We start from the raw sequence: 26,009 nt of genomic DNA, 5'->3' as shown, positions 1-26,009 counted from the left end.
GTTTTGTATGAATGAGGCAAAGCCTTGGCTGCGCCATTATCCGTCTGAAGTGGCGCCGACTTACGAGTACCCGAAGCATAATCTTGCACGTTTGTTGGTAGATTCCGCGCATAAGTTTCCGGACCGACCTGCCTTGTATTTCTTGGGGAAAACGCTGCGTTATCGGGAGGTATTGGAAGCGTCCTATCGTTTTGCCAATGCTTTAAAAGAGCTGGGTGTCAGCTCGGGGGATCGGGTGTCGATTATGCTGCCGAATTGTCCTTCGGCCATCATAGCCTACTTCGGAACCCTGATGATGGGCGGGATCGTCGTTATGACGAATCCGCTTTATGTGGAGCGAGAGCTGGTTCACCAGCTCTCGGATTCCGGAGCAACCGTTATTGTAACGTTGGATTTGCTGTTTGATCGTGTGCAAAAGGCGAAAGCGAAAACACCGATTCAACACGTTATTGTGACTTCAATTAAGGACTATTTGCCCTTTCCCAAAAATGTCTTATATCCGATTAAAATGAAAAAAGATGGTGCAAACCTTGCTGTCACTTACGGGGATGGTGTGTATTCTTATAAAAACCTGCTCCGAGCAGCTTCTCGCGCCCCGATTTGTGTAGATGTGGAGGCTGATGAGGATATTGCCCTTCTTCAATACACGGGAGGGACGACGGGGATATCCAAAGGTGTCATGTTGACGCATACCAATTTAATTGCTAATACGTACCAAACAAGCCATTGGTGCTATCGTACTCGGTTAGGTGAAGAAAGATTCTTGGGGGCTATCCCTTGCTTCCATGTCTTTGGCTTGACAGTCTTGTTGAATCAATCTATGTATCGGGCGGGGATGCTAATCCTCATTCCGAAGTTTGATATCAACTTGATATTGGATACGATTCATTCGTTGAAGCCAACAATTTTCCCAGGTGCGCCAACCATGTACATTGCCTTGATTAATCATAAGCGCGTGAAGGAAGTGGATATTTCTTCTATTAATGTTTGTGTAAGCGGTTCAGCGCCTCTCCCGTTAGAGGTGCAAGAACGCTTCGAGGCATTGACAGGCGGTAGATTAATCGAAGGCTATGGGTTGACTGAAGCATCCCCTGTTACGCATGCGAATCCCATTTGGGGTTTTCGGAAAATAGGCTCAATTGGGATCCCTTTTCAGGATACAGATACGAAGGTTGTAGATTCGGATTCAGGTCAAGAACTGCCGACTGGGGAAATTGGCGAAATTATCATTAAAGGGCCTCAAGTGATGAAAGGGTATTGGCAGCGCGAGCACGAAACGGCCATGACTATCAGAGATGGTTGGCTATATACGGGCGACATGGGGCGTATGGACGAGGATGGGTTCTTCTCGATAGTTGATCGTAAAAAGGATTTAATCATAGCCGGAGGCTATAATATTTATCCGCGTGACATTGAGGAGGTTCTCTTCGAGCATCCAGCAATTCTGGAGGCTGCTGTTGCAGGCGTACCGGATGAATATCGGGGAGAAACGGTGAAAGCGTTTATAGTGCTGAGACCGGGAATGACGCTAACGGAAAAGGAACTAGAATTGTGGTGTCGTGAGCGTTTGGCTGCCTACAAAGTGCCTCGGAAAGTCGAATTTCGCCAGTCTCTGCCGAAGACGATGATTGGAAAGGTGCTGCGCAGGCAATTACTAGAGGAAGAGAAGACGGTTTGATAGCCTCTTCCTGTTTAACAATTAAGGGGAAGCCCTTTACAAGAAGAGTGGAGGGAATCCTATGGATGATTCTAACGAACGAATAAATAAGAGACTGCAGCAATTAGCAGCATCAGCTGAGCCTACGTTTTGGGGCTTTCTAGGCTGTGAATTTGTGAGTATGCAGGACAACATCATCACGATTGCTTTGGAAGCAAAAACGCATCACTTGAACCCGATAGGGATCGTGCATGGCGGTGTACTATCTTCCTTGCTGGACAATGCGATGGGGATTGTTGTGATGATGGCTAGACCGGAGGATAAGGTTGTAACGACGAATTTAAATGTTCATTTCGTAGCTCCGCTTTATGAAGGCCGCTTGGTGGTGACAGCTGAGCTTGTTCATCAATCCCGTAAAATGATAACTACGCAAGGTCGTGTTGTTGACCGTGAAGGTAATTTGGGTACGATGGGAACGGGAACGTTTCGAGTGATTTGAGGGTTGATTCATTAAATTGGGGGGGGGGCATGTGCTAAGCATGTCTCTCTTTGTTATGAGTGTTAGATTCCGCTTTTAATGTTATATAATATTACATAAAAAAGGGTGTAAGTCATAAAACGTTCATAAAATTCACTCCAATGTTATATAAGTTAACACAAATGCATTGACTGAAATGGCAAGGTCATCCTATAATCATTTAAAAGGCACTAAGGGGGAAGCACAATGCATCTTACCATTCGTGAGGCGTTATCCATATATCCTTTAACGGAAGCGAAGCTAGTAGCAGGCAAGCAAGGTGATTCCCGCATCGTCAAATCAGTCAATGTGATGGACGCTCCTGATATTGCGGATTGGACGAAATCCGGTGAGATGCTCTTCACCACTGCTTTCGCGATGAAGGATAGTCCGCAAGAAACGGTTAATTTACTTCGTAAATTAAATGATCGTGGAGCTGCTGGGTTAGGGATCAAGCTGGGGCGTTTTTGGTCGGAGCTGCCGCAGATTGTTGCAGATGAAGCAGATCGGCTGCATTTTCCGATTATCGAAATGCCCTTTCAATTTACGTTCTCTGATCAAATGAATGCACTGTTTAACGCAGAATACCGCCGCAATACGCAGCTGCTGCAATCTGTTCTTGAGAAACAGAAGAAGCTGATGCAATTCGGGTTGAAACAGGATAATATGCTTTCCATGTTCCAATTAATAAGTGATATTCTTGGTTATCCTATGGCGGTAGTGGGGGCTAGAGGACAAATTTTATATAACACAAGCACATGGAGTCCCGATCAACTATCCCAGAATTGGCCGTGGAAACGGAAATCGGGATGGGTATACGCAGGTAAAGAGCGTGCTTATCGTGTAGGGCTGCATCAGCAAGACGATGAGCCTCTTGGACATTTGTTGATTATACCGGATGCGGTACTGCTCGCAAACGTGGAGGAAGGCCTATTCCAGCAAGCTGCAGATATCCTGACCTTCCATATATGTTATACATTCCGATCACATGTTGAAGCATCCGCTCAGCGCGATTTACAAAACAATCTCTTGCGCTACTTAGAAAAAGGAACATCTCTAGAGGAGTTCCTTGAACAAGCGGAAGCTAGAGGTTTATCGATCTTTACCGGAGCTTATCAATGTGTGATTAGCAAAAATAAGCCGGAAAAACTGGTGGAGGAGCAGCCCCAAGGAAAGCTCAAAAACCTAAAGCAATATATAGAATCGCATCCGAAATCAAGCAGTTTGACCGGGCACCATTTTGTGTTCAAGGATATGATGTTCTCGGTCTATTCAACGAATCAAGTAGACGGTTTTCCAGAGGAAGAGCTGTCACAGCTTCTGACCAAATATGCAGGCGATTCAGGATGCATCGAAGAAGCCGGTGAAATGGCTTTCTATACAAGCTCTATGAAATTAAAGCCAACAGCATTAAGGGAAGCCTACATGGAATGTTTGGAGACGCAGCGTATGGCGTCCAAGCTTGGACTGCCGGATCGTGTGCTTCATTATGAAACCATCGAATTCGCGCATCTCTTCCAGAACGTGTCTTCCACTATGATGGAAGAATACTGTGCCAAAATTCTACGCCCTTTACTCGAAAAAGATGCCGAGTACTCGCAAGAAATGATTCGTACTTTAGAGGTGTTCATTCGTAATGATGGTCAAGTAAGCGAGGCGGCAAAGCAATTATTTATTCATAGGAATACCGTAACGTACCGCTTGGAGAAGATTAGTGATCTCTTACAGGTTGATTTCAAAAAAGTAAACGATCTGTTAAAATTGAAGGCCGTCTTCTTGTTCCGCCAATTTTTACACGTTAGATAGTAAATATAAAACCCTGAGACGCTTTAGGCGCTCAGGGTTTTCGCTTTTCCAAAGTAATTACGGTGATCTCCGGCCTGCACATCAGACGAAAGGGGAGTGTCGTTGTTCCAATGCCGCGATTGGTGTAAACAAGCATTTTCGAATTAGGCACTTCACTAAGCCCTATGACATAATTTCTACCGCGCGGAGGCGTGATGACAGCTCCGACTCCCGGTAACCGTATCTGACCGCCATGTGTATGGCCGGATAGTTGTAAATCGATGGCCTGTTCAGTTACCTTATCCGCGAAATCAGGGCAGTGAGATAGCAGCAAGGTAAATATTTGGGCATTGGCCCCGCGCAAGGTTTTCGCGATATCCGGTTTACCGGTCAGCATGTCCTCAACGCCTGCTATCTGTATGGTTTGTCCTTTATGGGTGATCGTCTGAAAAGCGTTAACGAGAGATTGAAAGCCTCCGTTATGCAGGATCGGGAGGGTGTAGTTGAACCCAATCCATTTATCATGGTTGCCAAGTACCGCCCATTTTCCCAAAGGTGCCTCTAGGCTGCCCAGTAGTTGACTGGTTAGATCTGGATCTTCACTAATGTTGGCGTCAAATAAATCGCCGGTAAAACAAAGCATATCCGCTTTTTCTTTCTGAATGAGTTTCACGACACGTTCTAAATCCTGAAGGTCAAAGTGATGGCCAATATGGATATCGCTGAAATGTAAGAGTTTAATACCATGGAAGGCATTGGGGAGCCGCTCGAAAGGCAGAGTTATTCTCGTAATCTCAACCCATTTGGGTTCCAAGAAACTAGCATAACTGCCAAGTAAACCTCCGGAAGCGATGAAAGAGCCTGCAAGCACAGTACCTTTCTTGAGAAAAGAGCGTCTTGAGATCGGGGGTGGTGATTGCATATGTTCCTCCTGTTCTTCCATAGGAATATTTACAATTTTATTATACCAGTAAGATAGAGGGGGTTGCGAGTTGTGTGATTTGCATATGATTGTAGCTTACTTTATAATCATTATTAACTAGATAGGAAGGGAGATGTTCATATGTCAGCATGGAAAGAATTAACTACAGTAGAAGAGTGGCAGGAAGTACTGAATCGCTCCTCCGAGAAACCCGCTGTCGTTCTTAAGCACAGCACAACATGTCCGGTAAGTGCAAGCGCACTTGATGAATATGAGGAATATCTGTCCGGTAAACCAAATGCGGATGTAGATTATTTCTTAGTGAAAGTTATCGAATCACGTCCGGTTTCGAATCAAATTGCGGAGGATCTAGGAATCAAACACGCTTCCCCGCAAATCCTTTATTTTAAAGATAAAGAATCCATCTGGAATACATCTCATTGGTCCGTTACAAACAAACATATCACTGCTGTTTTAGATTAATCCTATAACCTAACACAAAAAGAAGCCCTTGGTCACTGCCTATATTCATATAGGTGACATAAGGGTTTTATTATGCTTTACGTGTTGTATGTATTTTACTAATAATTGAACAAAGTTTAAAAAAGATTGGCAAGCCGTTCTTCCTCCTATATACTTATTTGGCAACTGTAAGATATAACATCTCAAGGAGTTTCACATCATGAATGCTATGAATAAAACCAAAATACCTATCTCCATATTTCTTTTGATCGGCATTATTGCCATTTCCTTCTCAGCGATTTTTGTTCGGTGGTCAGATGCGCCTGCAGCTGTCATCGCGATGTACCGTCTTCTCATGACGAATGCCTTGATGCTGCCTTTTCTGTGGAATTATAGGAAAGAGATTGCTAGAATTCGACTAAGAGATTGGCTGAGAACAGCCATTTCCGGTATATCGCTTGGTTTACATTTCTTATTTTGGATGGATTCCCTTCATTTTACGACAGTAGCAAGTTCCACGGCTATTCTAACGTTAGAGCCCATTTTTGTGCTGCTTGGTGCGTTTCTTCTTTATGGACATCGGACTAGTCGAGCGGCTCTTATTGCTATGTGCATAGCTATTGTGGGTGCCATTTGTATCGGATGGGGAGATTTTCAATTTTCCGGTAAAGCGCTTAAAGGGGATTTGTTATCTTTGGTCGGAACGATTGCTGTAGCCTTACATATGCTCTTAGGCAAAAGCTTGAGAGAACATATATCAGCTTTTGTTTATAGTTTTTTCGTGTTCTTGTTCGCAGGGCTGGTACTTGCTGTCACTAACGTGTTCACAGGTGTGTCGTTTACAGCTTACCCAACGAAAGAGTGGGGGATATTCTTGCTTTTGGCGATTGTTCCTACGGTATTTGGTCATTATGTATTTAATTGGCTGCTCAAATATATGAAGGCTTCTTCCGTGTCAATGACCGTCTTAGGGGAACCGCTCGGTGCAACTTTATTAGCGTACTTCTTGCTCGGCGAAACGATTACAACGATTCAATTGTTAGCCGGTTGTTTGCTGTTAGTTGGCGTGGGCATGTTTTTACGCAGTAATGAAAAGAAGTAATTTTTTTCGCTATTTATTGAACAAAGGTAAAATAAACGGTTGTCAAAAGCTTGCATACGGAGGTATATCGTGAGATTTCGTGATTTTCATCGTAATGTCAAACTAAGAATCGGGCTTTCCTTCTTATCCGGAACCGCCAATAATATGGTGCTTCCTTTCATGTCGATTTATTTTTCTGGAAAATTAGGAGATACAAGTGCTGGTCTAGTCGTAATATTAGGTATTCTTGCTGGTGTCATCGCGGGGATAATAGGCGGCTACTATGCAGATCGAATTGGGCGCAAAAAGCTGATGCTCACTGCAGAATTAGGCTGGATGCTCTGTTTCGTTGGAATGGCGCTGGCTAATTCGCCTTGGCTTGAATCCCCGGGGATGACCTTTGTTCTGATGATATTTGTTAGTATGTTCTGGGGAATTCATGGTCCTGCTAATGAAGCCATGCTGCTGGATGTAACAGCTCCGGATGTACGGAAATTCATGTACGCCATCATGTACTGGATGAACAATTTATCTTTCGCAATAGCAGGACTTGCGGGCGCTTTCTTATTCAAATCTTACTTGTTCGAGCTGTTCATTGGCTTGTCCGTCATTGGCTTGGTCACTCTGATCGTGACTTATTTCTTTATTGATGAAGTGTATCAACCACAAGCCGCTAGTGAGAGTGGAGGCAGTCGAAAAGGAAGTCCGTCGATGTGGGCCAATTATCGGATGGTGCTGCATGATAAGACCTTCATGATCTTCACACTGGCTTCACTGCTGCTTGTATCTGTTGAGTTTCATCTTGGTAATTACGTGGGTGTAAGGCTGGAAAAAGAGATGGTGAATATCCCGTTCTTCCCATGGAATGAACAATCTTGGCGTATTGACGGGTTGAAAATGTTAGGCTTCATCCGCACCGAAAATACGGTGCTTGTCGTTGTACTCTCCGTCCTCATGGGCGTTATGATGCGAAGGTTCTCGGATAGCAAAGTACTGTTCATAGGGTACGCTTGTTACATATTGGGGTACAGCTATCTGGCTTATAGCAATCAACCATGGCTGCTGCTCGTCTCGATGTTCATTGCAACGGTTGGAGAGCTCATGTATGTACCGATTAAACAAGCCTATCTGGGCAATATTGCACCTGATCATGCAAGAAGCTCTTATATGGCATTATTCGGAATGGTGTATAAAGGGGCCATGCTTTTAGGTGGTATCGGTGTCATGCTTGGCGGATTGATATCCTCGTGGATGATGGCATCACTTATCGCGCTTAGCGGCTTCGTTGGCATGATCATGTTCTATGCGATTCTAGCCCAATTAGAAGATCGTAAAGTGAAGGCGGAGATTAGCCACCAGGCTTCTTCTGCAAGCGTTTCGGCGTAAACAAAGAAATCAAATAAGCCGCAAATGAAACAGCCGCATCAACGGAGCAGAAGCTCTGTTTCATGCGGCTGGTCTTTCGTATGGAGAGGAGTTATTTCTTCGCTGCAGCAAATTCCGCTTTGATTTTACTTAACAGCTCTGGGCTGGTGAGTACTTCATATGCCGTATTAGCCAGCAGCTTTGCCGCGAAAATCATGGCATTAAGAGCGGGTTCCTGCAGTGCGAGATCTCGGAACTCCTTGGTATGCAGCATATGTCTCTCGTCTACAACTTTGACGAAAGGGTGAATCGTCGGGCATTGGGTAGACACGTTGCCTAGGTCGAGGGAACCGTGATCCTTGCCAACTTCGATCTCTTTCGGATCAATTCCCATCGCTAACATCTGATCAGTGAAGACGGCTGATAGTGTCTCATTGGTTCGAAGCTCGTCATACGAATACTCGTAAAAGGAAGTTTTCAACGTACAGCCGGTTTGCAGAGCAGCGCCCTCAGCGCAGTGAAGTACTTTCTGGACGAGCTCATTTGTATACGTGCGGGATGCTGAACGGACATAGAATTGAGCGACAGCATAGTCAGGGATAATATTCGGAGCTTTGCCGCCTTCGCTAATAATGCCGTGAATACGTGCATCAGACTTGGTTTGTTGGCGCAGCGCATTTATGGAATTGAACAGTTGAAGGACAGCATCAAGTGCGTTGACGCCTTCATAAGGTTGTGCTGCTGCATGAGCGGAACGACCAAAGAATTCGTACTGGATAGCGTCCATAGCTAGCGATTCGCCTGACTTCTCATACGTATAGTACGGGTGAGCCATCAGAGCAATATCCACATCTTTGAATAGTCCAGCCGCGGCCATTGGCACTTTGGCGCCCTTGGTTTCCTCTGCAGGTGTTCCATATACACGGATACTGCCGCCTGTTTCATCGATGACCGACTTAAGGCCTATGGCTGCGCCAATGCTCATCATGCAGATGAGATGGTGACCGCAAGCGTGACCCAGGTCGGGCAATGCGTCATATTCAGCTAAGAAGGCCACGACAGGGCCGGCTTTACCAGAATCATAGGTAGCAATAAAAGAGGTTGCAATATCTAATACACCGCGTTCAACGTGGAAGCCGTGATAGGCCAATTCCTCAGTTAAGCGATCGGAAGCTTGAAATTCTTCATGCCCAAGTTCCGGGTTTGCCCCAATAAAGCTGGATATGGCTATGAATCTGTCCGCATGGTTATCAATGGTTTGCGTAATGGTTGTTTTCATAAATGGAAGGCTCCTTTGTTGAATGGTTCTTAGCTCCATTGTAGTATAAAGGAAGGCGAACTACCACTTTACAGCTCACTGGGTTACAATTAATGAACCAAAAGAGTTAATAAACGCAATCTTACCAGACAAGTTTTTTTGCGAAATATTTAGGGGGACTCTCACATGATGAAATATGGAGCCGAACACGAAGAACACCGATTTACATTATCTTTCACGGAATCAGAGGTAAGAGGGCAATGGCGCGACATTTTCTTAGGTATTCATAAAGAGGTTGGCGAGGAGTTTCCGAAGGATTTAATCGATCCCTCTATACTGGTTATCTGTAATCTAGATGGAGAGATTGTTCAAATTGTCCTTCACGATGAGGGCTGTGATTGTGAATTCCAATTTACATTTTCGGAAAAAGCACAAATCGAAAATTATGTTAAGCAGCATGTAGGCGTATAAAAAAATGACGAAAGAACTGGTGAGAGTGTCCCTTCCCAAACTGGGCGCTGACGCATATAGTATTATACGTCAGGCTTTAGGGAGAGGATAGCAATGGAAAAGACGATCAATTATTTGGCATTTGGAGATTCACTAACGGTTGGTTTTGGAGCTCCGGAAGGTCACGGATTCGTATCTATCTATCGGCAAAAGTTGGAGCAATTGCTGAAGGTTCCTATTCACTTAAAGCCTGCAGGCAAGAATGGTGCTACAACTAGTGAATTGCTTCAAACAATTGAGTTAGATCCAGAGCTCCAAAGGGATATAAGAGAAGCGAATCTCATCACAATCACAGCTGGCGGCAATGACTTAATACAAGCGGCAATTCCTTTCTTTTATCAGGGAGATCCTGCTTACTTAAAATCTGCGCTTCAAACGTATGAATCCAACTATAAGAAATTGATCGGAGAAATTGAGGCGCTGCGGCAAGGGGTTGAAGAGCCTTTCTTAATCGTTTTAGTCGGGCTCTACAATCCTCTGCCACAGGTGCCGGATGCCGCATATTGGGTACAGCGCTTTAATTTATTTCTTCGCAAACTAGAGCAGCCGCATATTCTTGTGGTTCAAGTGTATGATGCTTTCGTAGGGCAAGATAGCCGTTATTTGTCAGAAGACGCCATTCACCCCAATGAAATTGGTTATGAAGAACTGGCGCGTCAAGTGGAGATTGCGGTTTCTCTCCAACACCTCCAGCAATTGATTCAATAATTAAGCCGGTATGACATACCAGAATATTGAGAAGAAATGACAGGTGCTACCAGCAAGCACGAAAACATGCCATATGGCATGGTGATATGGGATGCGCCGCCATACATAAAAGATGGAACCAAACGTATAGAACAGTCCGCCTACGACGAGCCACACGATACCGCCTAACGGGAGGTTCATGTACAGTGGCTTAAAGGCGAGAACGATCAACCAACCCATGAATATATAACAAAGGGTTGAAACCAAGATGAATCGTTTTACGTAGAAAACTTTCAAGACGATCCCGGCAAGCGCTAAGCCCCAAATTACAGACAAGAAGGTCCAACCCAAAGGTCCTCGCAATGTGACGAGTAAATAAGGTGTATAGCTGCCTGCAATTAACAAATAAATGGCAGAATGATCGAGAAGCTCAAACACATCCTTCAATCGCGGATGGCTCACACTGTGAAGCAGCGTGGAACAGGTATAAAGTATGACTAATGCTGCACCAAAAATGCTGAAGCTGACAATGTGCCAAACAGTGCCATGTAAGGAAGCCTGCACGATGAGCAGGACAAGCGCTGCGATGCTTAACAACACGCCTACGCCGTGGCTGATGGCGTTGGCTTTCTCTTCTCGAATGGAATAGTCCATAGATAACCCTTCTTTCACTCTTAAATATCCTACTACCTTATAGATTGGACGATGAAAAGATGTTTTTACCTTCATTTCAATTACTTAATAAAATTGCCTTAGTCACAGGAGCAGGAAGAGGTATTGGCAGAGCGTTAGCGATAGGCCTTGCTGAGGCAGGGGCTGACGTAGCTCTTTTCGCGCGTACAGTGAGTGATCTTGAGGAAGTAGCCCATGAAATTCGTGCCTTGGGACGAAAAGCGTATCCGTTTACGGTTGATGTAACAAATAGAGAACAGATCGAGGAAGCTGTCCAACTAATCATTGAACAGACGGGTCGACTGGATATTCTAGTGAACAATGCGGGCATGAATATTCGCAGTCAAGCGCTGGCTGTTACGGATGAGGAATGGGATACGATCATGCAGACGAATCTTAAATCTGCTTTCTTGTGCTCACAAATCGTAGGTCGTCATATGCAGCAAAAGGAATATGGAAGAATTATCAATATCGCTTCTGTTGCAGGACAGGTTGCCCTTCGAACAGGTGTTGTATACGCAGCTACCAAAGCTGCGATGATCCAAATGACGAAGGTGCTAGCACTTGAATGGGGTAAATATGGGATCAATGTGAATAGTATTGGACCGTGGTATTTCAAAACGCCTTTGACAGAGAAAATACTTGCTAATCCAGATTACCTGGCCGAAATTATTGCGCGTACACCTCTGGGACGCGTGGGTGAGCTTGAGGAGTTGGTAGGACCAGCTGTATTTTTCGCTTCGGATGCGGCGAATTATGTGACAGGTCAGACCCTGTTCGTTGATGGTGGTATGACCATTTACGGCTTCTAATTGGAGCTGTTTAATTTTGTAGGATTGAGCTTTCCGACTAGTTCAATTATACTTTACACAATCTTAATAGAGTTGTTTCGGGTTCAAGTTAGATAGACAGCATAGATAAGGTGGTATGACCTAAATGTCCCGGGTTCGTATATTTACAGATAGCACAAGTGACTTAAGCGAAGAGCTTTATCTACGCTTTCAAATAGAGATAGTGCCTCTTTATGTTATTTTTGAGGACAATTCCTACAAAGATGGCATTACGCTAAAACCTGATAGACTCTATGAATTAGTTGACCAAACCAGCAAGCTGCCCAAGACCGCTGCACCATCGCCTATTGATTTCGAGAGAGCGTTTGAACCCATTATTCAAAGAGGAGAAGACATTGTCTTTATTGGTCTTTCCTCTGAGCTCTCATCTACGATTCAGAATGCTACTATTGCCGCTACGAGTTTTCCAGATGGTAGGGTAACCGTCATTGATTCTAGAAATCTATCAACAGGAATAGGTTTACTAGTTTTAAAAGCTGCCCAAGCCGCAATGGATGGCCGGAGCAGCGCTGAAATAAAATCATTGATTGAACCTTTAATCACCCGAATTGAAGTTGAATTCATCATTGACACATTGGAATATTTGCATAAAGGCGGAAGATGTTCAAGTGTTCAGCATTTTATAGGGAGTCTGTTGAAAATTAGACCGATCGTTAAAGTCATAAACGGGGCTATGACATCGACGGATAAGGTACGAGGTAAACGGGAGAAAGCACTTCATCAGCTTCTAGATAATGCTTTAGCACAAAAGGATGACATGGACACGGATTATTTGTTTATCACTCACTCTTCGGCAGCAGAAGAAGCCGCTTACATCAAACAGCAAATTGAACAACAAACGAATGTGAAACATGTTTATATAACTGAAACGGGCTGCGTTGTTGCCAGCCATTGCGGACCGCATACAGTAGGTATTGTTTTCGCCAAAAAATAAGAAATGAGTGGACACCATGACGACAATCAAGATTATCACAGATAGCAGTTGCGACCTCCCCGAAATGATCGTAGACGAGATAGCGATTGCGATTGTTCCATTATCCGTACATTTTGGAGAGGAATGCATGCCACCTGACATGGAGCTAGCTGATTTTTATGCGAGAATGAAAAAGGAGAGCGTCCTGCCGAAGACGTCAAGTCCGGCTCCGCAGCTATTCCTCGCTGAGTATCAGAAGGTCCAAGTAGATCAAGATATTCTTGTGATCAGTCTTTCATCGGCTCTTAGCAGTACCTACCATCATGCAGTCATGGCTAAAGAGATGCTTCTCGAAGAAGGTTATACAGGTCGTATCGAGGTGATTGATTCGAAAACAACTTCACTTGGACTTGGCGTTCTCGTCTATAAGGCAGCCAAAATGGCGGAAGCGAATGTTCCATTTGAACAAATTGTAGAAGTGATAGGGCAATCTGTAAAGACATCAGGCACTTACTTCTTTTTAGACACGTTAGAAAATGTAATAAAAGGTGGCCGGCTCGACCGAGTACGGGGAGCCGTTGCGTCTGTTTTGAATATTAAGCTTCTAATGAAAGCCAGTGAAGAAGGTGCCGTAGAAGTGATTGAGAAAATCCGCGGCACCCAGCAAGCCTTGAAACGATTAATCACCAAAATAGGGGAAACTCACCACGATTTCGATAATGATGTGATTGCCATAGCACATAGTAATTGTGAAGAAAGAGCGCGTGAAGTCTTGAACCAACTACTTGAGAAATATCCGTTCCGCAAAGTGCTGTTTTCTAACATGGGCACGGTTATTGGTACCTACGCTGGTGAAGGCGGCGTGCTGATCGCTTACTAAAAATATGAGAAAAGACACCTATTTACTCGATCCTTATGATCGGTGAGCAGGTGTCTTTATTTGTTGTAGGAAACTATGAATTTACGTTACTGCTTGAAACTATTCAGGATAATGAGTTTCCACAATCTCTGTATCTTCCGTTGAGACCAGAGGGGAAAGCTCGCCTGGAGCCATTAGCCATAATTCATGAAGGGCGCGCGTACAGCCTACATACAGCAGTTTGGCATCCATAAAAGTGGCTTCGTAATGCCCGGCAGTAACATCCATGAGTAGAACGGCATCAAATTCAAGTCCCTTGGTCAAAAAGACTGGAAGGACCGAGATGCCACCGCGGTATACCCGCTGCTTGGAAGTTATGAGATTCGTTTCGATACCAGCATCTGTCAACGCATCATGCAGCTCTTGTGCTTGCTTCTCCGTACGGGCAACAACAGCGATTGTACTCGAGCTTCCTTGTTTCAAGGTTGTGATGGCACGCTGCAGCAGCGGCAATCGGCCTTTGATGTCCGTCTGTAGAACACGGACTTTGTTGCCGCTGCGGAACACAGGAACAGCAAGGAGGGGGTTCTCGACGCCTCGTTTCAAGACCTGATTGGCAAATAGGATGATTTCCATGGTGGAACGATAACTGCGTTCAAGTTCGAAATAACCAGTTTCGTCTACTTCAAACAAGCTGGAAAATTCCTTCCAATCCGTGATGCCTTGATAAGCGTGAATTCCCTGTGATAAATCACCGAGTATTGTAAACGAGCTATTTCGTGTGTAAGAATCAAGGACAGCCACCTGAAAAGGTGAAAAGTCCTGCGCCTCATCGATCACGACATGGTCGAATAACCGATCAGAAGGTATGCCGAAAAGGCGTGTATGAATATAAAGGAGTGGAGCGAGATCCTCGAGCTGCACTTCTTTTTTCTTGAAAAGCTTCAGCGAAGCGGTGACAATAGGTTCTGGTATTTGGTTGAGCAGGTCAATGGGCAAGCTGTCCGGACGACCTTTGTCTAAGAAGAGCATTTTGTAGAAGCTGAATGCCGAGTGATCGGGCCATCCCGTCAGATACGTGCGCAGGCGCTGAGAGGCTTTCTTTTTCAGCTCTTTCTTCCGACTTTGCTCCCAAATCTTGTCGAGCTGAATTTCCATCCAGCGTTTGATCCGAGCAATGACACGCTCGCGCCTTTTGACAAGCGGATAGTGCTTGTTCTCAACGAAAAACCATTCGCGAATGGTTGCAATTGGAAGCTTGACACCCTCCCACGGGATGAAAACCGAAGTAGGTACATAAGACTCCTCGAACATTGTGAGACAGTGATCTAGGTATTGTTTAAAAGCAATGGACCCTTTAAATCTTCCCGGCGCTTGATCATCTACTGGAGGTCTTTTGCTGCCAAGCGAGAACCATGTTTGAAGAACTATTGCTTGATCCGCTAGCTTCACTTCTTGGTCGAGCACATCAAGTGCCCAGTCTGTGAAAGTGCTTTGCTGGATATTTCCGACTCCAAGTTCAGGCAGTACACCAGAGATGTAGTCGAGGAACATGGAGTTGGGTGCAAAAATAATCATCCGTTCTGCACGAACCTGTTCGCGGTATTGATAGAGTAAGAAAGCAAGTCGATGCAGGGCGACAGTTGTTTTACCGCTTCCTGCGACCCCTTGGATAATCAGTGCTGTATTCTTCGCTGCGCGGATAATGCGGTCTTGCTCTGCTTGGATCGTAGATACAATGTCCCGCAGCTTATTGTCTTTATTTTCGCCAAGTCGGTAGAGTAAGAACTCATCGCCAACGGCTAGAGAGTCTTCATTGCGGTCATAGGTATCAACGACACGCTGGAGAATTTGTTTACGGACAACAAGGTTGCGCTTAAGATAAACGAGGCCATCGATAAGGCCGTCCGGTGAATCGTAAGAAGCAGCGTCCAGTCCGCCGGTGAATGAATAGAAAAGGCTAGCGACTGGTGCCCGCCAGTCAATGACAAGCAATTGGCCTGTTCGCTCGTCCTCGACGCCTGATTTACCAATATAAAGGGGAAGAGCGGAAGCCGATCCGGTCTCTTGGAAGTCAAGGCGGCCGAAATACGGTTCATCGACGGCTTTAGTCAAATTGTGTCGGCCATTCTCGCGTGCTGCCTCCAACGCTTGCTCCGTTAAATCCGGACCGTAATAAACAGGAGTTGACCTAAGCCGCTCAAGCTGTTTGTCAATTTCCGCATTCGTTTGCTCAAGTTGTTGTAATTCTTCTTGATAGGCACTTTGAGTCTTTGTGTCCAAGATCAGTTACCTCCTAAGATCAGATGTTGTCTATTTTATGAAATAAACAGGTAAACAATATATCACACCTGTCAGTATATGGGAAGCTAAACTGTAAAGCTTGAGATTTGGGCTCACCTAAGAAAGAATGTTATAATGGATAGGAACTTATTATAATTTGAAGGAGTGCGGAGCTATGTCCATCTATAATATTGAGGTTCAAACGATCTCAGGCGAAACGAAGTCACTTTCCGAATATAAAGGAAAAGTGCTGCTTATTGTAAATACAGCAAGTGCATGTGGGCTTACACCGCATTATAAAGGGCTCCAAAGCTTATATGAGCAGTACCAAGATAAAGGGTTGGTTGTTCTGGGATTCCCATGTAATCAGTTTGGCGGTCAAGAACCAGGCACGAATGAAGAAATCCAAAGCTTCTGCGAACTCAACTACAAAGTGACATTCCCGTTATTTGATAAAATCGATGTGAAGGGTGAAAATGCTCATCCGTTATATACTTACTTGTTAAACCATACACCTGAACCGTATCGTACAGGAGAAATCGAATGGAATTTCGTGAAATTCCTAGTTGATGCAAGCGGTATTGTTGTTAAACAGTACAGCGCTAGTACGGATCCAGCGACTATCGCTCCGGATATTGAAACAATTTTAGCATAGGATAAATAAAAAAGCTGTTGCATCTACGACAGCGGCTCGCTATAATCATAATAATCATGAAGTTGAAGGAGACGAATCATATGAAAAATACAGCTTGGTTCGTACAAATTCATTATTTTTATAGGCGTTAGCACACACCTGTACATATCAGGGTGGGCTAACGCATTTCGCGTTGGCCTCCCTGCGGGATAGCAATTCGCGCAGGACCATAGGTCCAGCGCGTTTTTTTATCTCGTTTAGAATGGGAAGGGTGGATGGTATGCGAAACGTGGAAGGTTCAAATGTAGGTTGGAGTTCAGAAGATTCGTATGGAAAGCAGCTAGAAGAGCAAGCTATGGTCATCCTTCTTGACCCTAAAGCTTCTGAAGCTGCATGTCGAATGACAAATGAGCTGAAACTAGCTGGTATAGGTATAAAGATGGTTGATGAGAAGTTGGATGTGGATAAGCAGCTAACTGCTGCGACAAAGCTTGGAATTCGCTTTATCATCTGTATAGGATTGACAGACACCTCAACTGACCAAGTGAAGTTAATGGATATGCTAGATCTACATGAGAAAGTGATGCCGATGGATCAAGCCATTTATTGCATCGAAAAGATTTATCCGCCAGCAGATTTTACATAATAGGAGAGTGGAGTGAAGAGATGAAGCACCGATATGGATTTATATATGCACATCCGGATGATGAGACGTTTCTTAGTGCGTGCATTATTCGCAAGCTTGCCGATCAAGGGAAAAATCCTGTTTTGCTGTTGGCAACACGAGGTGATGCGGGTAGACAAGGGTTAGAGCGGGCAACCGATAGATCAGAACTCGCAAAACTGAGAGAGAAAGAGATGGATGAAGCCGCCAAGGTGCTGGGCTTGTATCACGTAGAGCACTTGGGCCATCCGGATGGCCAGCTCGCAGAGATTGATTTCGATGCACTTGTTGCAGGTGTTATCGCTTTTATTCAGCGGTATGAGGTTGAGGTACTATTCACATTTCCGGAGGATGGGGGCAATGGTCACCTCGATCATATCACCATATCCAAGGCGACAACTGCGGCTGTATTGAGTGGGAAATGTCCGAGTGTACAGAAGTTATATTATGCAGCAGCGGCTTCATTACTAGCTCAAGGTCATAAGCCTTCGATAGAAGTAGATACAGAAGCTGGTTGGCTGATCAAGGCAGCAGCTTTGCGGGCTCATGCAACTCAGCATGTGGCTATTGCCAAATACTTTGGTGACCTAGATGTATTTCCGGAAAATCGTCGATGGGAAGCTTTTGTGCTTGGTTGGCAGGATGGAACAATGTGGCCAGAGCAGGACCTAACGAAGGAACTGGAAGAATAGGGATATTAAGTGGTATAATATGGGACAAGGCAGGTGCACGACTTCATGGCGATTATGGCAAATTGAAGCTGTACTAATCGCGGATGACGCTTCAACTTTTGTAACGAGAGAAATCGACGGTGTCGAACTAAGTTTTGGGGGCATTGAAGGCGACCGTCACTTCGGGTTATTCGCCAAGGCGGACTCACGGCAGCCCATGTACAAGAGAGGCCAAGAGATCATGAATCGTCGTCAACTCAGTATTGTATCCGTTGAGGAACTGCAAGGCATTGCGCAGCGGCTGGGTGTGGAAACAATTAAACCTGAGTGGTTGGGTGCAAATATTGTAGTGAGCGGCGCTCCTGAATTAACCAAGCTTCCTATGGGAATCCGAATGATCCTGCCAAGTGGCGGCGGACTTGTGTGCGAAGGTGAGAACGAGCCTTGTGCAGGTCCTGGTAAGCAGATTGCCAATTATTACGGAGACAGAAGCCTAACACAACAATTTATCAAACATGCTGGGCAAAGCAGAGGGATTGTCGCATACGTGGAACGCCCAGGCGAAATAAAACCAGGTGACTTGGTCGAGATTCAAATTTAAATATATTTATTTTTAAGGTACCCCCAGAAGTGCGCGCCTCTTCTCGAAATCTATATTAGAGAGCTTTATCATTGGGAATTGGATCAGGAAGGTGTGGAGAAATGTCACTTTGCAACTGTGAAACATGCGGACAAGTTTATATTTCGAAATTTGAAAAGCATTGTAAATCTTGCTCCCAGCTTCACTTGAATGAGTCGCACAAAGTGAAGGATTTCGTTAGGGCCCATCCGCGTGCCACACTTATTGAGGTTTACCACCAAACGGGTGTATCTTTAAAAACGATAAAAGAACTTATGAGAGCTTGAATACATAGAAAATGAAAAACCATGATGATCTTTGATAAGATCATCATGGTTTTTTATATGGGATTATATGGCTGTGCCTATAAAAAAGAAGCGATAGGAACTAGGTAAGGAACTGGCTGAAGGAACTAGCTAAAGGGACCGGCAAAAGGAACTAGGAGGCGCTATTTGTCCAAATATCCGCCCATATTCGTGTGAACGGAACGAGGAGGCGTTATTTTGCTGTTCTTGGTGGAAAATATGGCATTCGAAGGAGAATAAGTGATTGACGTTCCGTTTCGTAAGCAAAATAGCAATTTTGAGCAAAATAAGGCACTGACGTTCCGCTCATGAAGCTTCAAGGTGGGGGCATTATGAAAGTGATAGCCATGCATAGTATATGCATCAGTTGATATCCCGCATCCAGGTCCTTCCGCCGCGCATTTACTGGTTCGACACGAAGTAGTTGAAGCAAAAAAGTAAAAGCCTTCAATGCCCAAGTGGGATTGAAGGCTTTTACGCTATTTTGAAGCTCTCATTATCGCATAGCAAACACATTCAGTAGAAGCTCATCCTTCACAGGATCTTGAACATCCCAGGCTGTAGCGAATCTAACTTGGTGAGAAACGCCGACAATTTCGTACTTCTGAACGAGATGTTGGCGAGCGGAGCCGATAATGAGCGAATGCAGCCGCAGCTGCTTCTTCTGACCAAGGGCGCCAAGCTTCTGCAGCGTTGCTTTGGAGATTTGGCCGACACCATCGGTGACCATCACGAAGTCGGCATCGTGAAACTGCCGCTCGTGCTGTACGATGTCCATGCCTCTGCTCAGCGGTGCGTCGAAGTTCGTGCCGCCACCGAATGCGAGCTGAGCCAGACCATAGAAGCGATCCCAATCCGGCCGCTTAGAAGACAACACATGCTCGATGAGCTCGCCCTTCGCCCCGAACAGAAGCAGGACGAAGTCCCGCCGCTCGAGGAGGGAGAAGGAGGCGAAGGTCGCCGTAAACAGCTGCGCAAGCCGCAGTTTACTGCCCCGCATGGAGTGGGAGGTATCGAGCATGCAGATAACAGGACCTTTCTGCGGCTCTTCAACAGAGCCGGTGTAGTTGTAGGTCATGAGCTTATTTTCCATCCATTTGACGAGAAAATAAGGCTCGAAATCTTCGTCAGCGAGCAGGCTGGCTTCACTCGGAAGCAGATGTGCGATGTCGCCAGATTGGCGTAAATCATCGTAGGCTTCCGGGACATAAGGCGAGCGCAGCTTCTTACGCTGCACCCGAAGGTGATGGATGTTCCGTCCCACCTCCTGAAGGAAAGACACCAGATCCTTGCTGCGCTTCAGCTTCTCAATCCACTGCACGTAGTGCTCGAACGTCTGCCGCCGCAATTTACCCAGCTCGCTGCCCCAGCGCCGGTTGGCGAGTCGCTGACTCGCTTGCACCAGCTCGTGCACATTGAAGCTGTCCGCCTCTTCGAGGGACAGCGTCTCCTTTAAAGCCTGTCCGAGCCAGTCGCCCAGCTCGGCCTCGATCTCCTTCATGGCCGCGAGGTCGCGTGCGCTCATGCGGTCCAGCTGCCGCTCGCGGCGCTCGAGTTCCTCTTCCGCCTTGCGCAGCTTCGCCTTCAGCTTATCGCGCTTCATGAACTCGGTACGCATCTCGCTTTGCAGCTCCGTAATGCGCTGCTTCAGCGCCCGTATCTCCTCCGCGATGAGCGGCCGCGAATCGACGGCTTCCTGCTTGTCTTCTACGGCGCGTTTCCCTTGCTGCAGCGTGTAGCCAACGAGCCTCAGCTTCTCGATTTGCTTCTCGGTGAGACGCTCACTGACGCTCTTTTCCTCTTGTCCACTCATCTGCTGCTTCTTCTCGAAGCCGAAGCCGCTCATTTGTTGTTCCTTTTGTCTGCGTTTGACTTCTTTCTCATAGGACTCGGTAAGCCACATCAGCGCCTTAAGCGCTGTTTTGAATGAGGCATTCACTTGTCCGATTGTACGTGGGTGAATGGACACATAAAAGTACTGCTTGCGCAGCGTTAAGACCATCCAGCGGTGGAAGGGGGTTTCCTCTACGGTGCCGTCCACTTCAGGCTTCGTTAAATAGAAGCACATGAAAAAATCTGCAAAAAGTTCAAGCGAAAACCAAGGGGCCTGCCTCACGGCCTCGCGCATCCATTCTTGTGCGACGCGCGATGAGTGTACGTAGCCCTCGAACACATACCTGTCAACCCGAGTGCAGCGAATGATCATATAGGTAACCTCTTATAACGTATAGTCGTATATGATTCCCGGGATTTCCCGGTCAAAAAGTGTGCGATATAAGCCTTGGATGGATTGTAAAATACGCTCTCCCTGAATGCGCAGGTGCGTAAATTTAACGGCATACTGCTCAGGGTGCTGCAGAAAGATAGATTGGGAAGCAATCCATTCCGGCAGTTTTTTTTCTTTCTCCTGCCAGGAGACAAGTCTGCCGCGTAGGCTTCTGGCTGTTTCTTCCAACTCCGTTCGGCAATCTTCCAAAGTCGCTTTCAATCGCTCGGCAGCATCCTTGTTTAAAGCGCCGCCGATTTCTTTTTTGAATTGGAAGGCATGTAATTCATCTTCTTTCTCCAACCATTTCTTAACCATCAAGTTATATTGAAGCAGCGGGAGTTCTTGTTCCATTTCTCGTTTGAGCATGTCCTGAAATAAGGTGTCGAAGATGGCTTTGAGCTCTACCAAATCTTCAGGGAAGTCCCAAAGCATATGCGGGGTTAGTACGGTATCCCACACATTGACAGCGCTGCGCCCATGGATAGCTGCTGAAATCTTCCACGAATGGCCAATCTTGTGGTAGCGTCGATCCGAAAGTACATATTCTTTCTCTTCAAGAGCTGTCTTCAATTGAAATAGCATGTATACCAACGCATCTGGCAATTGAACCTCGGCCGCTTGTGATTTTAATTGTTTCACTAAATCCGTTGATAAAAGAGTAGGTAAAGGTGTGTTTGGTGCCTGAAACATGAGTTCAAAGCTGGATATTTGCTTGACATATTCGACTTCAAAACGGTACAGGAAACGGTCGTACAGTGCTGCTAATTGTTCGTTATCTTCGGGTAATTCATTCGATGCTGCCATTAAAAATAGAAGGGGAGACTGCTGCTTCTGCCGTCCATTGAAGAAGACACGTTCATTCAAGACAGAAAGAAGCGCATTAAGTATGGCGCTGTTTGCTTTGAAGATTTCATCGAGAAAAGCGAAGCGAGCGCTAGGTAAGTAACCGTCTGTGAGCCTTACATACTCATCATTTTTAAGCTTTTGTAAGGAGACAGGCCCGAATAATTCGTCTGGTGTTGTGAATCGGGTCAATAAATAATCATAATAAGGCTCGTTACCGAATAGTTCGGCAGCGGCGCGTGCTAATTGAGATTTAGCTGAACCGGGAGGTCCAACCAATAAGACATGTTCGCCGCTCATGATAGCGAGCAGTAAAACGCGAATGAGCTCTTCCCGTTCCATGAACCGTTTTTCGAGATGACCCATAGCTTCTCTTAATTTGTTCTGTATGACGATGGGTTCTTTCACATTGTTGTCCCCCTTGGCGTAATCAAAGCTCGTATGTTTATATTGTATCAAACTGCCCGGTAAACATCGAATATGCTACAATAAGACCTGTAGTGTCTACACTACTTTTAACTCTGCGCCTGCAGCTAACAGTCTTCTAAGAAAATACAAAGGAGCGTTACCTATGCCCCAAATGATCGTTAGAGGAATTAGTGTTCCTCAAATTCAATCCATTAGTACGGCTTTAATTGAAGAACTAGCTCAAGTATGCTCGTGCGGAACGGACAATTTTATGCTGGAATGTCTCCCCACAGTCTCTATATTTGAAGGAAAGCAAGTCAATACATACCCTTTTATTGAAGTAGGTTGGTTCGAGAGAGGGCAAGAAACACGCGACGAGTATGCTAGCGTGCTGACCAAACACGTTCTTTCGCTTGGCATTCCTGAGGTGGAGATCGCTTTTCGGGTATACCGGGAGGACAGCTACTATTGGAACGGGAAGTTAATTTGAGCGAATTCATAGCTAACAGATTTTACGAAGGAGTGGTCCATATGCGGATTGGTGTGATTTCGGATACTCATTTATCACCTCGGGTTCAAAAATTACCTGATGCGTTAATTGCAGGTTTACAAGGTGTAGATCTTATTATTCATGCCGGAGATTGGGTGAGTGAGCACGTTGTTGAATTGGTGGAGCGAATCGCACCCTGTGAATCTGTAGCCGGTAACAATGACGGATCTGACATCATTGAACGATTCGGCTTGAGGAAAATACTGACACTAGGAGACTACCGAATTGGTCTTATCCATGGAGACGGCTTTCGCAAAACGACAGAGGAAAGAGCCCGAGAAGCGTTCCAGGCCGAGCGGCCGGATATCGTCATCTTCGGACATTCCCATGTTCCATACCAGCAAACGATTAACGGAATTCTCATGTTTAACCCAGGCTCGCCTACGGATAAAAGAAGGCAGCTGCAATATTCCTACGGCATCATCGAGCTCGGTGATAGCATTCATGCGAAGCATTTCTATTATGACAGTAAAGCTTAACCTTCGACTTTGCCAAGTTCTGATTTACCCACCGGAGACAGCCTGGAAAACGATGAGCTGATCACCTTGCTGAAGCGTTATATTTAAGTCATCCAGCCATGCGATATTCGTGTCATTGTAATAGAGCAGGACATGCTTTCGGACTTGTCCGGTTTCGGTCCAGAGATGAACGCGCAGCAGAGGATAGCCCGATATAAGTTGATCAAGTGCTTCCTGTAACGTAAGCGCATCCAATTGAAATTTGACGTTTCCCCCTGTGCAATCACGAAGCAAGGAGGGGACGCTGACGGTAATAAGCATGCTAGTCCTCCAAAATCATTGGCTTCACAGTTAGGATTCGTGATAATTGTCCTGGCAGACGTTCCCAGCTTTCTCCACGATCCAGTGAACAGTAAATTTCTCCTGAGGTTGTTCCAAAATAAAGCCCATAAGGCTCAAGAGCATCTACAGCCATCGCATCTCGCAGTACGCTGACATGTCGTTCTTCTTCTGGGAGAACATCCCCAATAGGCTTCCAGGTATTTTCACCGCGTGCCATTCTGTAAACAATTAACTTGCCGTCACGCATAGAGCGTTGTTCGCTGCTTTCCAGCGGGATAAGAAATAAATCACCTGTTGGTGAAATGGAAATCGGGAAACCAAACGGGGCATCGCCGTCACGTAGTGTAAGGCCTTCCTCGATTGGATGCCAGCTGTCACCGCCGTCGATGGATTTGAACACCCCACTATGCTCCTGCATATAGAGAACATCGGAGTTTTCTGGGTCGAGCACCATCTTGTGCACACAGTATCCGACACGCTCATCTGGTTGACCTGTTGGTATTCGGTTCAGTCCGTTGTTACAGGGCTTCCAGCTAATCCCACCGTCAAGTGTACGGAAGACACCGACAGCGGATATTCCGATCCACATGCGCTGCGAATTCCTTGGATCGATGAGAATGGTATGCAAGCACATACCGCCGGCTCCGGGAAACCACTCCGGACGTGTGGGGTGCTTCGTTAAACCATCTAACTCTTGCCACGTCTGACCGCTATCGCGGCTAACGAATAATCCCGCTTCTTCGACACCCGCAAAAAGAGTTTCGGGCTGAGATGAAGGACCAGGGACCAACTGCCAAATCCGGTTTAGTGAAAAACCGCTCTCCTCAGAGTACCTTGGACTATCCGCAATTTGTTCCCACGTTTCACCGCCATTACTGGATACACGTATGGTCGCTCCATAAGCAGCATGAGAGGTTCCGGCATACAACGTACTTGCTGATCGTGTATCTCCAAGAACACTATAAGCTTCCCATCCTGGTAAAAAAGGTCCTTGCATGGACCAGTTCCGTCTTTCAGTCGATGAGGAATAAATGAAAATGCCTTTATTGGTGCCGACGAGCAGTTGAATGCGCTTTGACATACGTGCCCTCCTTTAATCTTACTCTTAGGATAAGTTCGACAGATGGCAAATAATTCCTTCTCCAAAATGGTGTCATTTCCTTAGTTTGCTTAGGTGTTCACCGTGTTAGCAAGAGTAAAAGAGACATACACTGTCATAGTTCTATTATTCGAATGGCGGTGATTCGATGCGTACTACGGTAGGTGTCCTTTTGGACTTGGAAACTTATTTGGGTATTGCGAGAGGAAGAACAGGAAATGAACGCTTAGCCCTGTATAACAAAGCAGGAAAGATGCATGGATTAAGGCCTTTTTATATGTGCTTACAGCGTGTAAAAGGTAAATCTGCTTTGGGCTATTCCTATGAAAATAATGCGTATAGGCTGGTTAGGCGTTCTATTCCTCGTGTGACACATAACCGAGCTATTAGCTTATCTCCATATTTAAGAAAAAAATTAAAAGAGCTTTCCCAATCGAGCATCATTTTCAACAGGCAAAATCGTTATGATAAACATCGCATACATCAACTCTTATATGCCAATCATTCGCTGCGTAGATATCTTCCTGATTCTATTAAATATTCGCGGGAAAAATTAAAAGACTCCATGAAGAAGTACTCCTCGCTGTTCATCAAGCCAACAAACAGCAGTGTAGGTGACGGGATTATTAAAATATCCAAGCAGGAGAGTGGGGGTTGGGATCTGTATTGGAAGAAAGGGAAACCAAAGTTTGTATCCAAGAAGCAAGTAATTTCTTTCATTGCGAAGAAAGTGGGTAAACAAAACTACATGATTCAGGAAGCAATCCGGTTAGCAACTTATAAGGAAAGGCCATATGATCTACGTGTATCGGTGCAGCGTGGAGGTAGTGGGCATTGGCAAGTTACAGGAATGATTGGGAAAGTCGCAGCTTCAGGCCGTCATGTGACTAATGTGGCAAAGGGAGGGAAAGTTAAACGGTGCGAGCAGCTGTTTGAGTCCAGTAGTTTTGATTCCATCCAAATGAAGCAAGAGTTACAGCAAGTATCTCTGGCAATTGCCCAATATATTGGCGTAAAATTGCCTCATATGGCTGACATCGGATTAGATGTGGGCGTTGATCAGGATGGTCACATCAAATTGATCGAAGTAAACGGCAGAGATCAACGCTACACCTTTAAAAAAGCAGGCCTAGATACGACTTTTTATCGCACTTATGAAACACCAATGAGATATGCAAAGTTTCTCTTGAAGCAGTCAACTTAACAAGATGAGTTTGCCCCAGTTTTCTGGGGCTTTTGAATAAGAAAATATCCTGTTCTACAAGCTAGGTAGTGACTGGTTCACAGGGAAATTCTCATTAATTTCTCATCTACATAGCTTATAC

Annotated in this window: 26 protein-coding genes; 18 read left to right on the top strand and 8 right to left on the bottom strand. The window is 45.4% G+C overall.

Annotated features, from left to right (window positions below; genetic code table 11):
* Positions 1-7: 7 nt before the first annotated feature.
* From AC58UU_RS25635 to AC58UU_RS25625, 3 genes are all read left to right on the top strand, one after another.
* Positions 8-1,678 (top strand): long-chain-fatty-acid--CoA ligase, encoded by a 1,671-nt coding sequence (locus tag AC58UU_RS25635; protein WP_497319893.1) that lies wholly within the window; start codon positions 8-10, stop codon positions 1,676-1,678.
* A gap of 61 nt (positions 1,679-1,739) precedes the next feature.
* Positions 1,740-2,156: a PaaI family thioesterase gene (locus AC58UU_RS25630; RefSeq protein WP_497319892.1), complete on the top strand. Its 417-nt coding sequence runs from the start codon at positions 1,740-1,742 to the stop codon at positions 2,154-2,156.
* A 225-nt stretch (positions 2,157-2,381) separates the two neighbouring features.
* Positions 2,382-3,980: a PucR family transcriptional regulator gene (locus AC58UU_RS25625; protein WP_497319891.1), complete on the top strand. Its 1,599-nt coding sequence runs from the start codon at positions 2,382-2,384 to the stop codon at positions 3,978-3,980.
* A gap of 31 nt (positions 3,981-4,011) precedes the next feature.
* Here the strand turns inward: AC58UU_RS25625 and AC58UU_RS25620 are convergent, their stop codons facing one another.
* Positions 4,012-4,881 carry a metallophosphoesterase gene (locus AC58UU_RS25620; RefSeq protein ID WP_497319889.1) on the bottom strand — a complete coding sequence of 290 codons (870 nt, stop codon included), beginning with the start codon at positions 4,879-4,881 and terminating at the stop codon, positions 4,012-4,014.
* A gap of 141 nt (positions 4,882-5,022) precedes the next feature.
* Between AC58UU_RS25620 and ytxJ the strand changes: the two genes are divergently transcribed.
* The 3 genes from ytxJ to AC58UU_RS25605 all read left to right on the top strand — a co-directional run bounded on the left by ytxJ (position 5,023) and on the right by AC58UU_RS25605 (position 7,810).
* Positions 5,023-5,364, top strand: a complete 342-nt coding sequence (gene ytxJ / locus AC58UU_RS25615; protein ID WP_029194256.1) for a bacillithiol system redox-active protein YtxJ — start codon at positions 5,023-5,025, stop codon at positions 5,362-5,364.
* Between the two features lie 199 nt (positions 5,365-5,563).
* Positions 5,564-6,445 carry a DMT family transporter gene (locus tag AC58UU_RS25610; RefSeq protein ID WP_497319887.1) on the top strand — a complete coding sequence of 294 codons (882 nt, stop codon included), beginning with the start codon at positions 5,564-5,566 and terminating at the stop codon, positions 6,443-6,445.
* A gap of 69 nt (positions 6,446-6,514) precedes the next feature.
* Positions 6,515-7,810, top strand: a complete 1,296-nt coding sequence (locus tag AC58UU_RS25605) for an MFS transporter (protein ID WP_497319885.1) — start codon at positions 6,515-6,517, stop codon at positions 7,808-7,810.
* Positions 7,811-7,901: 91 nt separating this feature from the next.
* On the opposite strand, the gene AC58UU_RS25600 is transcribed toward AC58UU_RS25605, so the two are convergent.
* The gene (locus tag AC58UU_RS25600) at positions 7,902-9,068 is read right to left on the bottom strand and encodes a M20 family metallopeptidase (RefSeq protein WP_497319883.1); all 1,167 of its coding nucleotides are present in this window, start codon (positions 9,066-9,068) and stop codon (positions 7,902-7,904) included.
* Between the two features lie 165 nt (positions 9,069-9,233).
* Here AC58UU_RS25600 and AC58UU_RS25595 point away from each other — a divergent pair, with 165 nt between their 5' ends.
* Positions 9,234-9,518: a hypothetical protein gene (locus AC58UU_RS25595; protein WP_497319881.1), complete on the top strand. Its 285-nt coding sequence runs from the start codon at positions 9,234-9,236 to the stop codon at positions 9,516-9,518.
* 93 nt (positions 9,519-9,611) lie between these two features.
* The gene (locus AC58UU_RS25590) at positions 9,612-10,265 is read left to right on the top strand and encodes a GDSL-type esterase/lipase family protein (RefSeq protein ID WP_497319879.1); all 654 of its coding nucleotides are present in this window, start codon (positions 9,612-9,614) and stop codon (positions 10,263-10,265) included.
* On the opposite strand, the gene trhA is transcribed toward AC58UU_RS25590, so the two are convergent.
* Complete coding sequence (gene trhA / locus AC58UU_RS25585) at positions 10,266-10,898, bottom strand: PAQR family membrane homeostasis protein TrhA (RefSeq protein ID WP_497319877.1); 633 nt, start codon at positions 10,896-10,898, stop codon at positions 10,266-10,268.
* A 59-nt stretch (positions 10,899-10,957) separates the two neighbouring features.
* On the opposite strand from trhA, the gene AC58UU_RS25580 reads away from it, so the two are divergent.
* The 3 genes from AC58UU_RS25580 to AC58UU_RS25570 all read left to right on the top strand — a co-directional run bounded on the left by AC58UU_RS25580 (position 10,958) and on the right by AC58UU_RS25570 (position 13,560).
* On the top strand, positions 10,958-11,728 hold the full coding sequence (locus tag AC58UU_RS25580) for an SDR family NAD(P)-dependent oxidoreductase (RefSeq protein WP_497319875.1): 771 nt from the start codon (positions 10,958-10,960) through the stop codon (positions 11,726-11,728).
* Between the two features lie 124 nt (positions 11,729-11,852).
* A complete protein-coding gene (locus AC58UU_RS25575; protein WP_497319874.1) occupies positions 11,853-12,701 on the top strand; it encodes a DegV family protein in 849 nt (282 codons plus the stop codon).
* Between the two features lie 16 nt (positions 12,702-12,717).
* On the top strand, positions 12,718-13,560 hold the full coding sequence (locus AC58UU_RS25570) for a DegV family protein (RefSeq protein WP_497319872.1): 843 nt from the start codon (positions 12,718-12,720) through the stop codon (positions 13,558-13,560).
* Positions 13,561-13,659: 99 nt separating this feature from the next.
* Here the strand turns inward: AC58UU_RS25570 and AC58UU_RS25565 are convergent, their stop codons facing one another.
* Entirely contained in the window at positions 13,660-15,822 is a 2,163-nt protein-coding gene (locus AC58UU_RS25565) for a HelD family protein (RefSeq protein ID WP_497319871.1), read from the bottom strand.
* A 175-nt stretch (positions 15,823-15,997) separates the two neighbouring features.
* Here AC58UU_RS25565 and AC58UU_RS25560 point away from each other — a divergent pair, with 175 nt between their 5' ends.
* The 4 genes from AC58UU_RS25560 to AC58UU_RS25545 all read left to right on the top strand — a co-directional run bounded on the left by AC58UU_RS25560 (position 15,998) and on the right by AC58UU_RS25545 (position 18,392).
* On the top strand, positions 15,998-16,477 hold the full coding sequence (locus AC58UU_RS25560; RefSeq protein WP_497319869.1) for a glutathione peroxidase: 480 nt from the start codon (positions 15,998-16,000) through the stop codon (positions 16,475-16,477).
* A gap of 259 nt (positions 16,478-16,736) precedes the next feature.
* Positions 16,737-17,102 (top strand): His/Gly/Thr/Pro-type tRNA ligase C-terminal domain-containing protein, encoded by a 366-nt coding sequence (locus tag AC58UU_RS25555; RefSeq protein WP_497319868.1) that lies wholly within the window; start codon positions 16,737-16,739, stop codon positions 17,100-17,102.
* Positions 17,103-17,122: 20 nt separating this feature from the next.
* Positions 17,123-17,812 carry a PIG-L deacetylase family protein gene (locus AC58UU_RS25550; protein ID WP_497319866.1) on the top strand — a complete coding sequence of 230 codons (690 nt, stop codon included), beginning with the start codon at positions 17,123-17,125 and terminating at the stop codon, positions 17,810-17,812.
* Positions 17,813-17,831: 19 nt separating this feature from the next.
* Positions 17,832-18,392 carry an MOSC domain-containing protein gene (locus tag AC58UU_RS25545; protein ID WP_497319864.1) on the top strand — a complete coding sequence of 187 codons (561 nt, stop codon included), beginning with the start codon at positions 17,832-17,834 and terminating at the stop codon, positions 18,390-18,392.
* An 819-nt stretch (positions 18,393-19,211) separates the two neighbouring features.
* On the opposite strand, the gene AC58UU_RS25540 is transcribed toward AC58UU_RS25545, so the two are convergent.
* Both AC58UU_RS25540 and AC58UU_RS25535 read right to left on the bottom strand, forming a co-directional pair.
* Positions 19,212-20,921, bottom strand: a complete 1,710-nt coding sequence (locus AC58UU_RS25540; protein WP_497319862.1) for a vWA domain-containing protein — start codon at positions 20,919-20,921, stop codon at positions 19,212-19,214.
* Positions 20,922-20,933: 12 nt separating this feature from the next.
* Complete coding sequence (locus tag AC58UU_RS25535; protein WP_497319860.1) at positions 20,934-22,235, bottom strand: AAA family ATPase; 1,302 nt, start codon at positions 22,233-22,235, stop codon at positions 20,934-20,936.
* A 163-nt stretch (positions 22,236-22,398) separates the two neighbouring features.
* Here AC58UU_RS25535 and AC58UU_RS25530 point away from each other — a divergent pair, with 163 nt between their 5' ends.
* Complete coding sequence (locus AC58UU_RS25530) at positions 22,399-22,725, top strand: DUF1904 family protein (protein ID WP_171689141.1); 327 nt, start codon at positions 22,399-22,401, stop codon at positions 22,723-22,725.
* Between the two features lie 41 nt (positions 22,726-22,766).
* Positions 22,767-23,264 (top strand): metallophosphoesterase family protein, encoded by a 498-nt coding sequence (locus AC58UU_RS25525; RefSeq protein ID WP_497319858.1) that lies wholly within the window; start codon positions 22,767-22,769, stop codon positions 23,262-23,264.
* Between the two features lie 24 nt (positions 23,265-23,288).
* Here AC58UU_RS25525 and AC58UU_RS25520 read toward each other — a convergent pair whose 3' ends face one another.
* Positions 23,289-23,564 (bottom strand): MoaD/ThiS family protein, encoded by a 276-nt coding sequence (locus AC58UU_RS25520; protein WP_497319857.1) that lies wholly within the window; start codon positions 23,562-23,564, stop codon positions 23,289-23,291.
* A gap of 1 nt (position 23,565) precedes the next feature.
* Positions 23,566-24,666: a WD40/YVTN/BNR-like repeat-containing protein gene (locus AC58UU_RS25515; protein ID WP_497319856.1), complete on the bottom strand. Its 1,101-nt coding sequence runs from the start codon at positions 24,664-24,666 to the stop codon at positions 23,566-23,568.
* A 166-nt stretch (positions 24,667-24,832) separates the two neighbouring features.
* On the opposite strand from AC58UU_RS25515, the gene AC58UU_RS25510 reads away from it, so the two are divergent.
* Complete coding sequence (locus AC58UU_RS25510) at positions 24,833-25,888, top strand: YheC/YheD family endospore coat-associated protein (protein ID WP_497319855.1); 1,056 nt, start codon at positions 24,833-24,835, stop codon at positions 25,886-25,888.
* Positions 25,889-26,009 lie beyond the last annotated feature (121 nt).

The sequence above is a fragment of the Paenibacillus sp. JT22N1 genome, from assembly GCF_059692155.1.
This window is presented reverse-complemented; position numbering and strand designations above follow the sequence as displayed.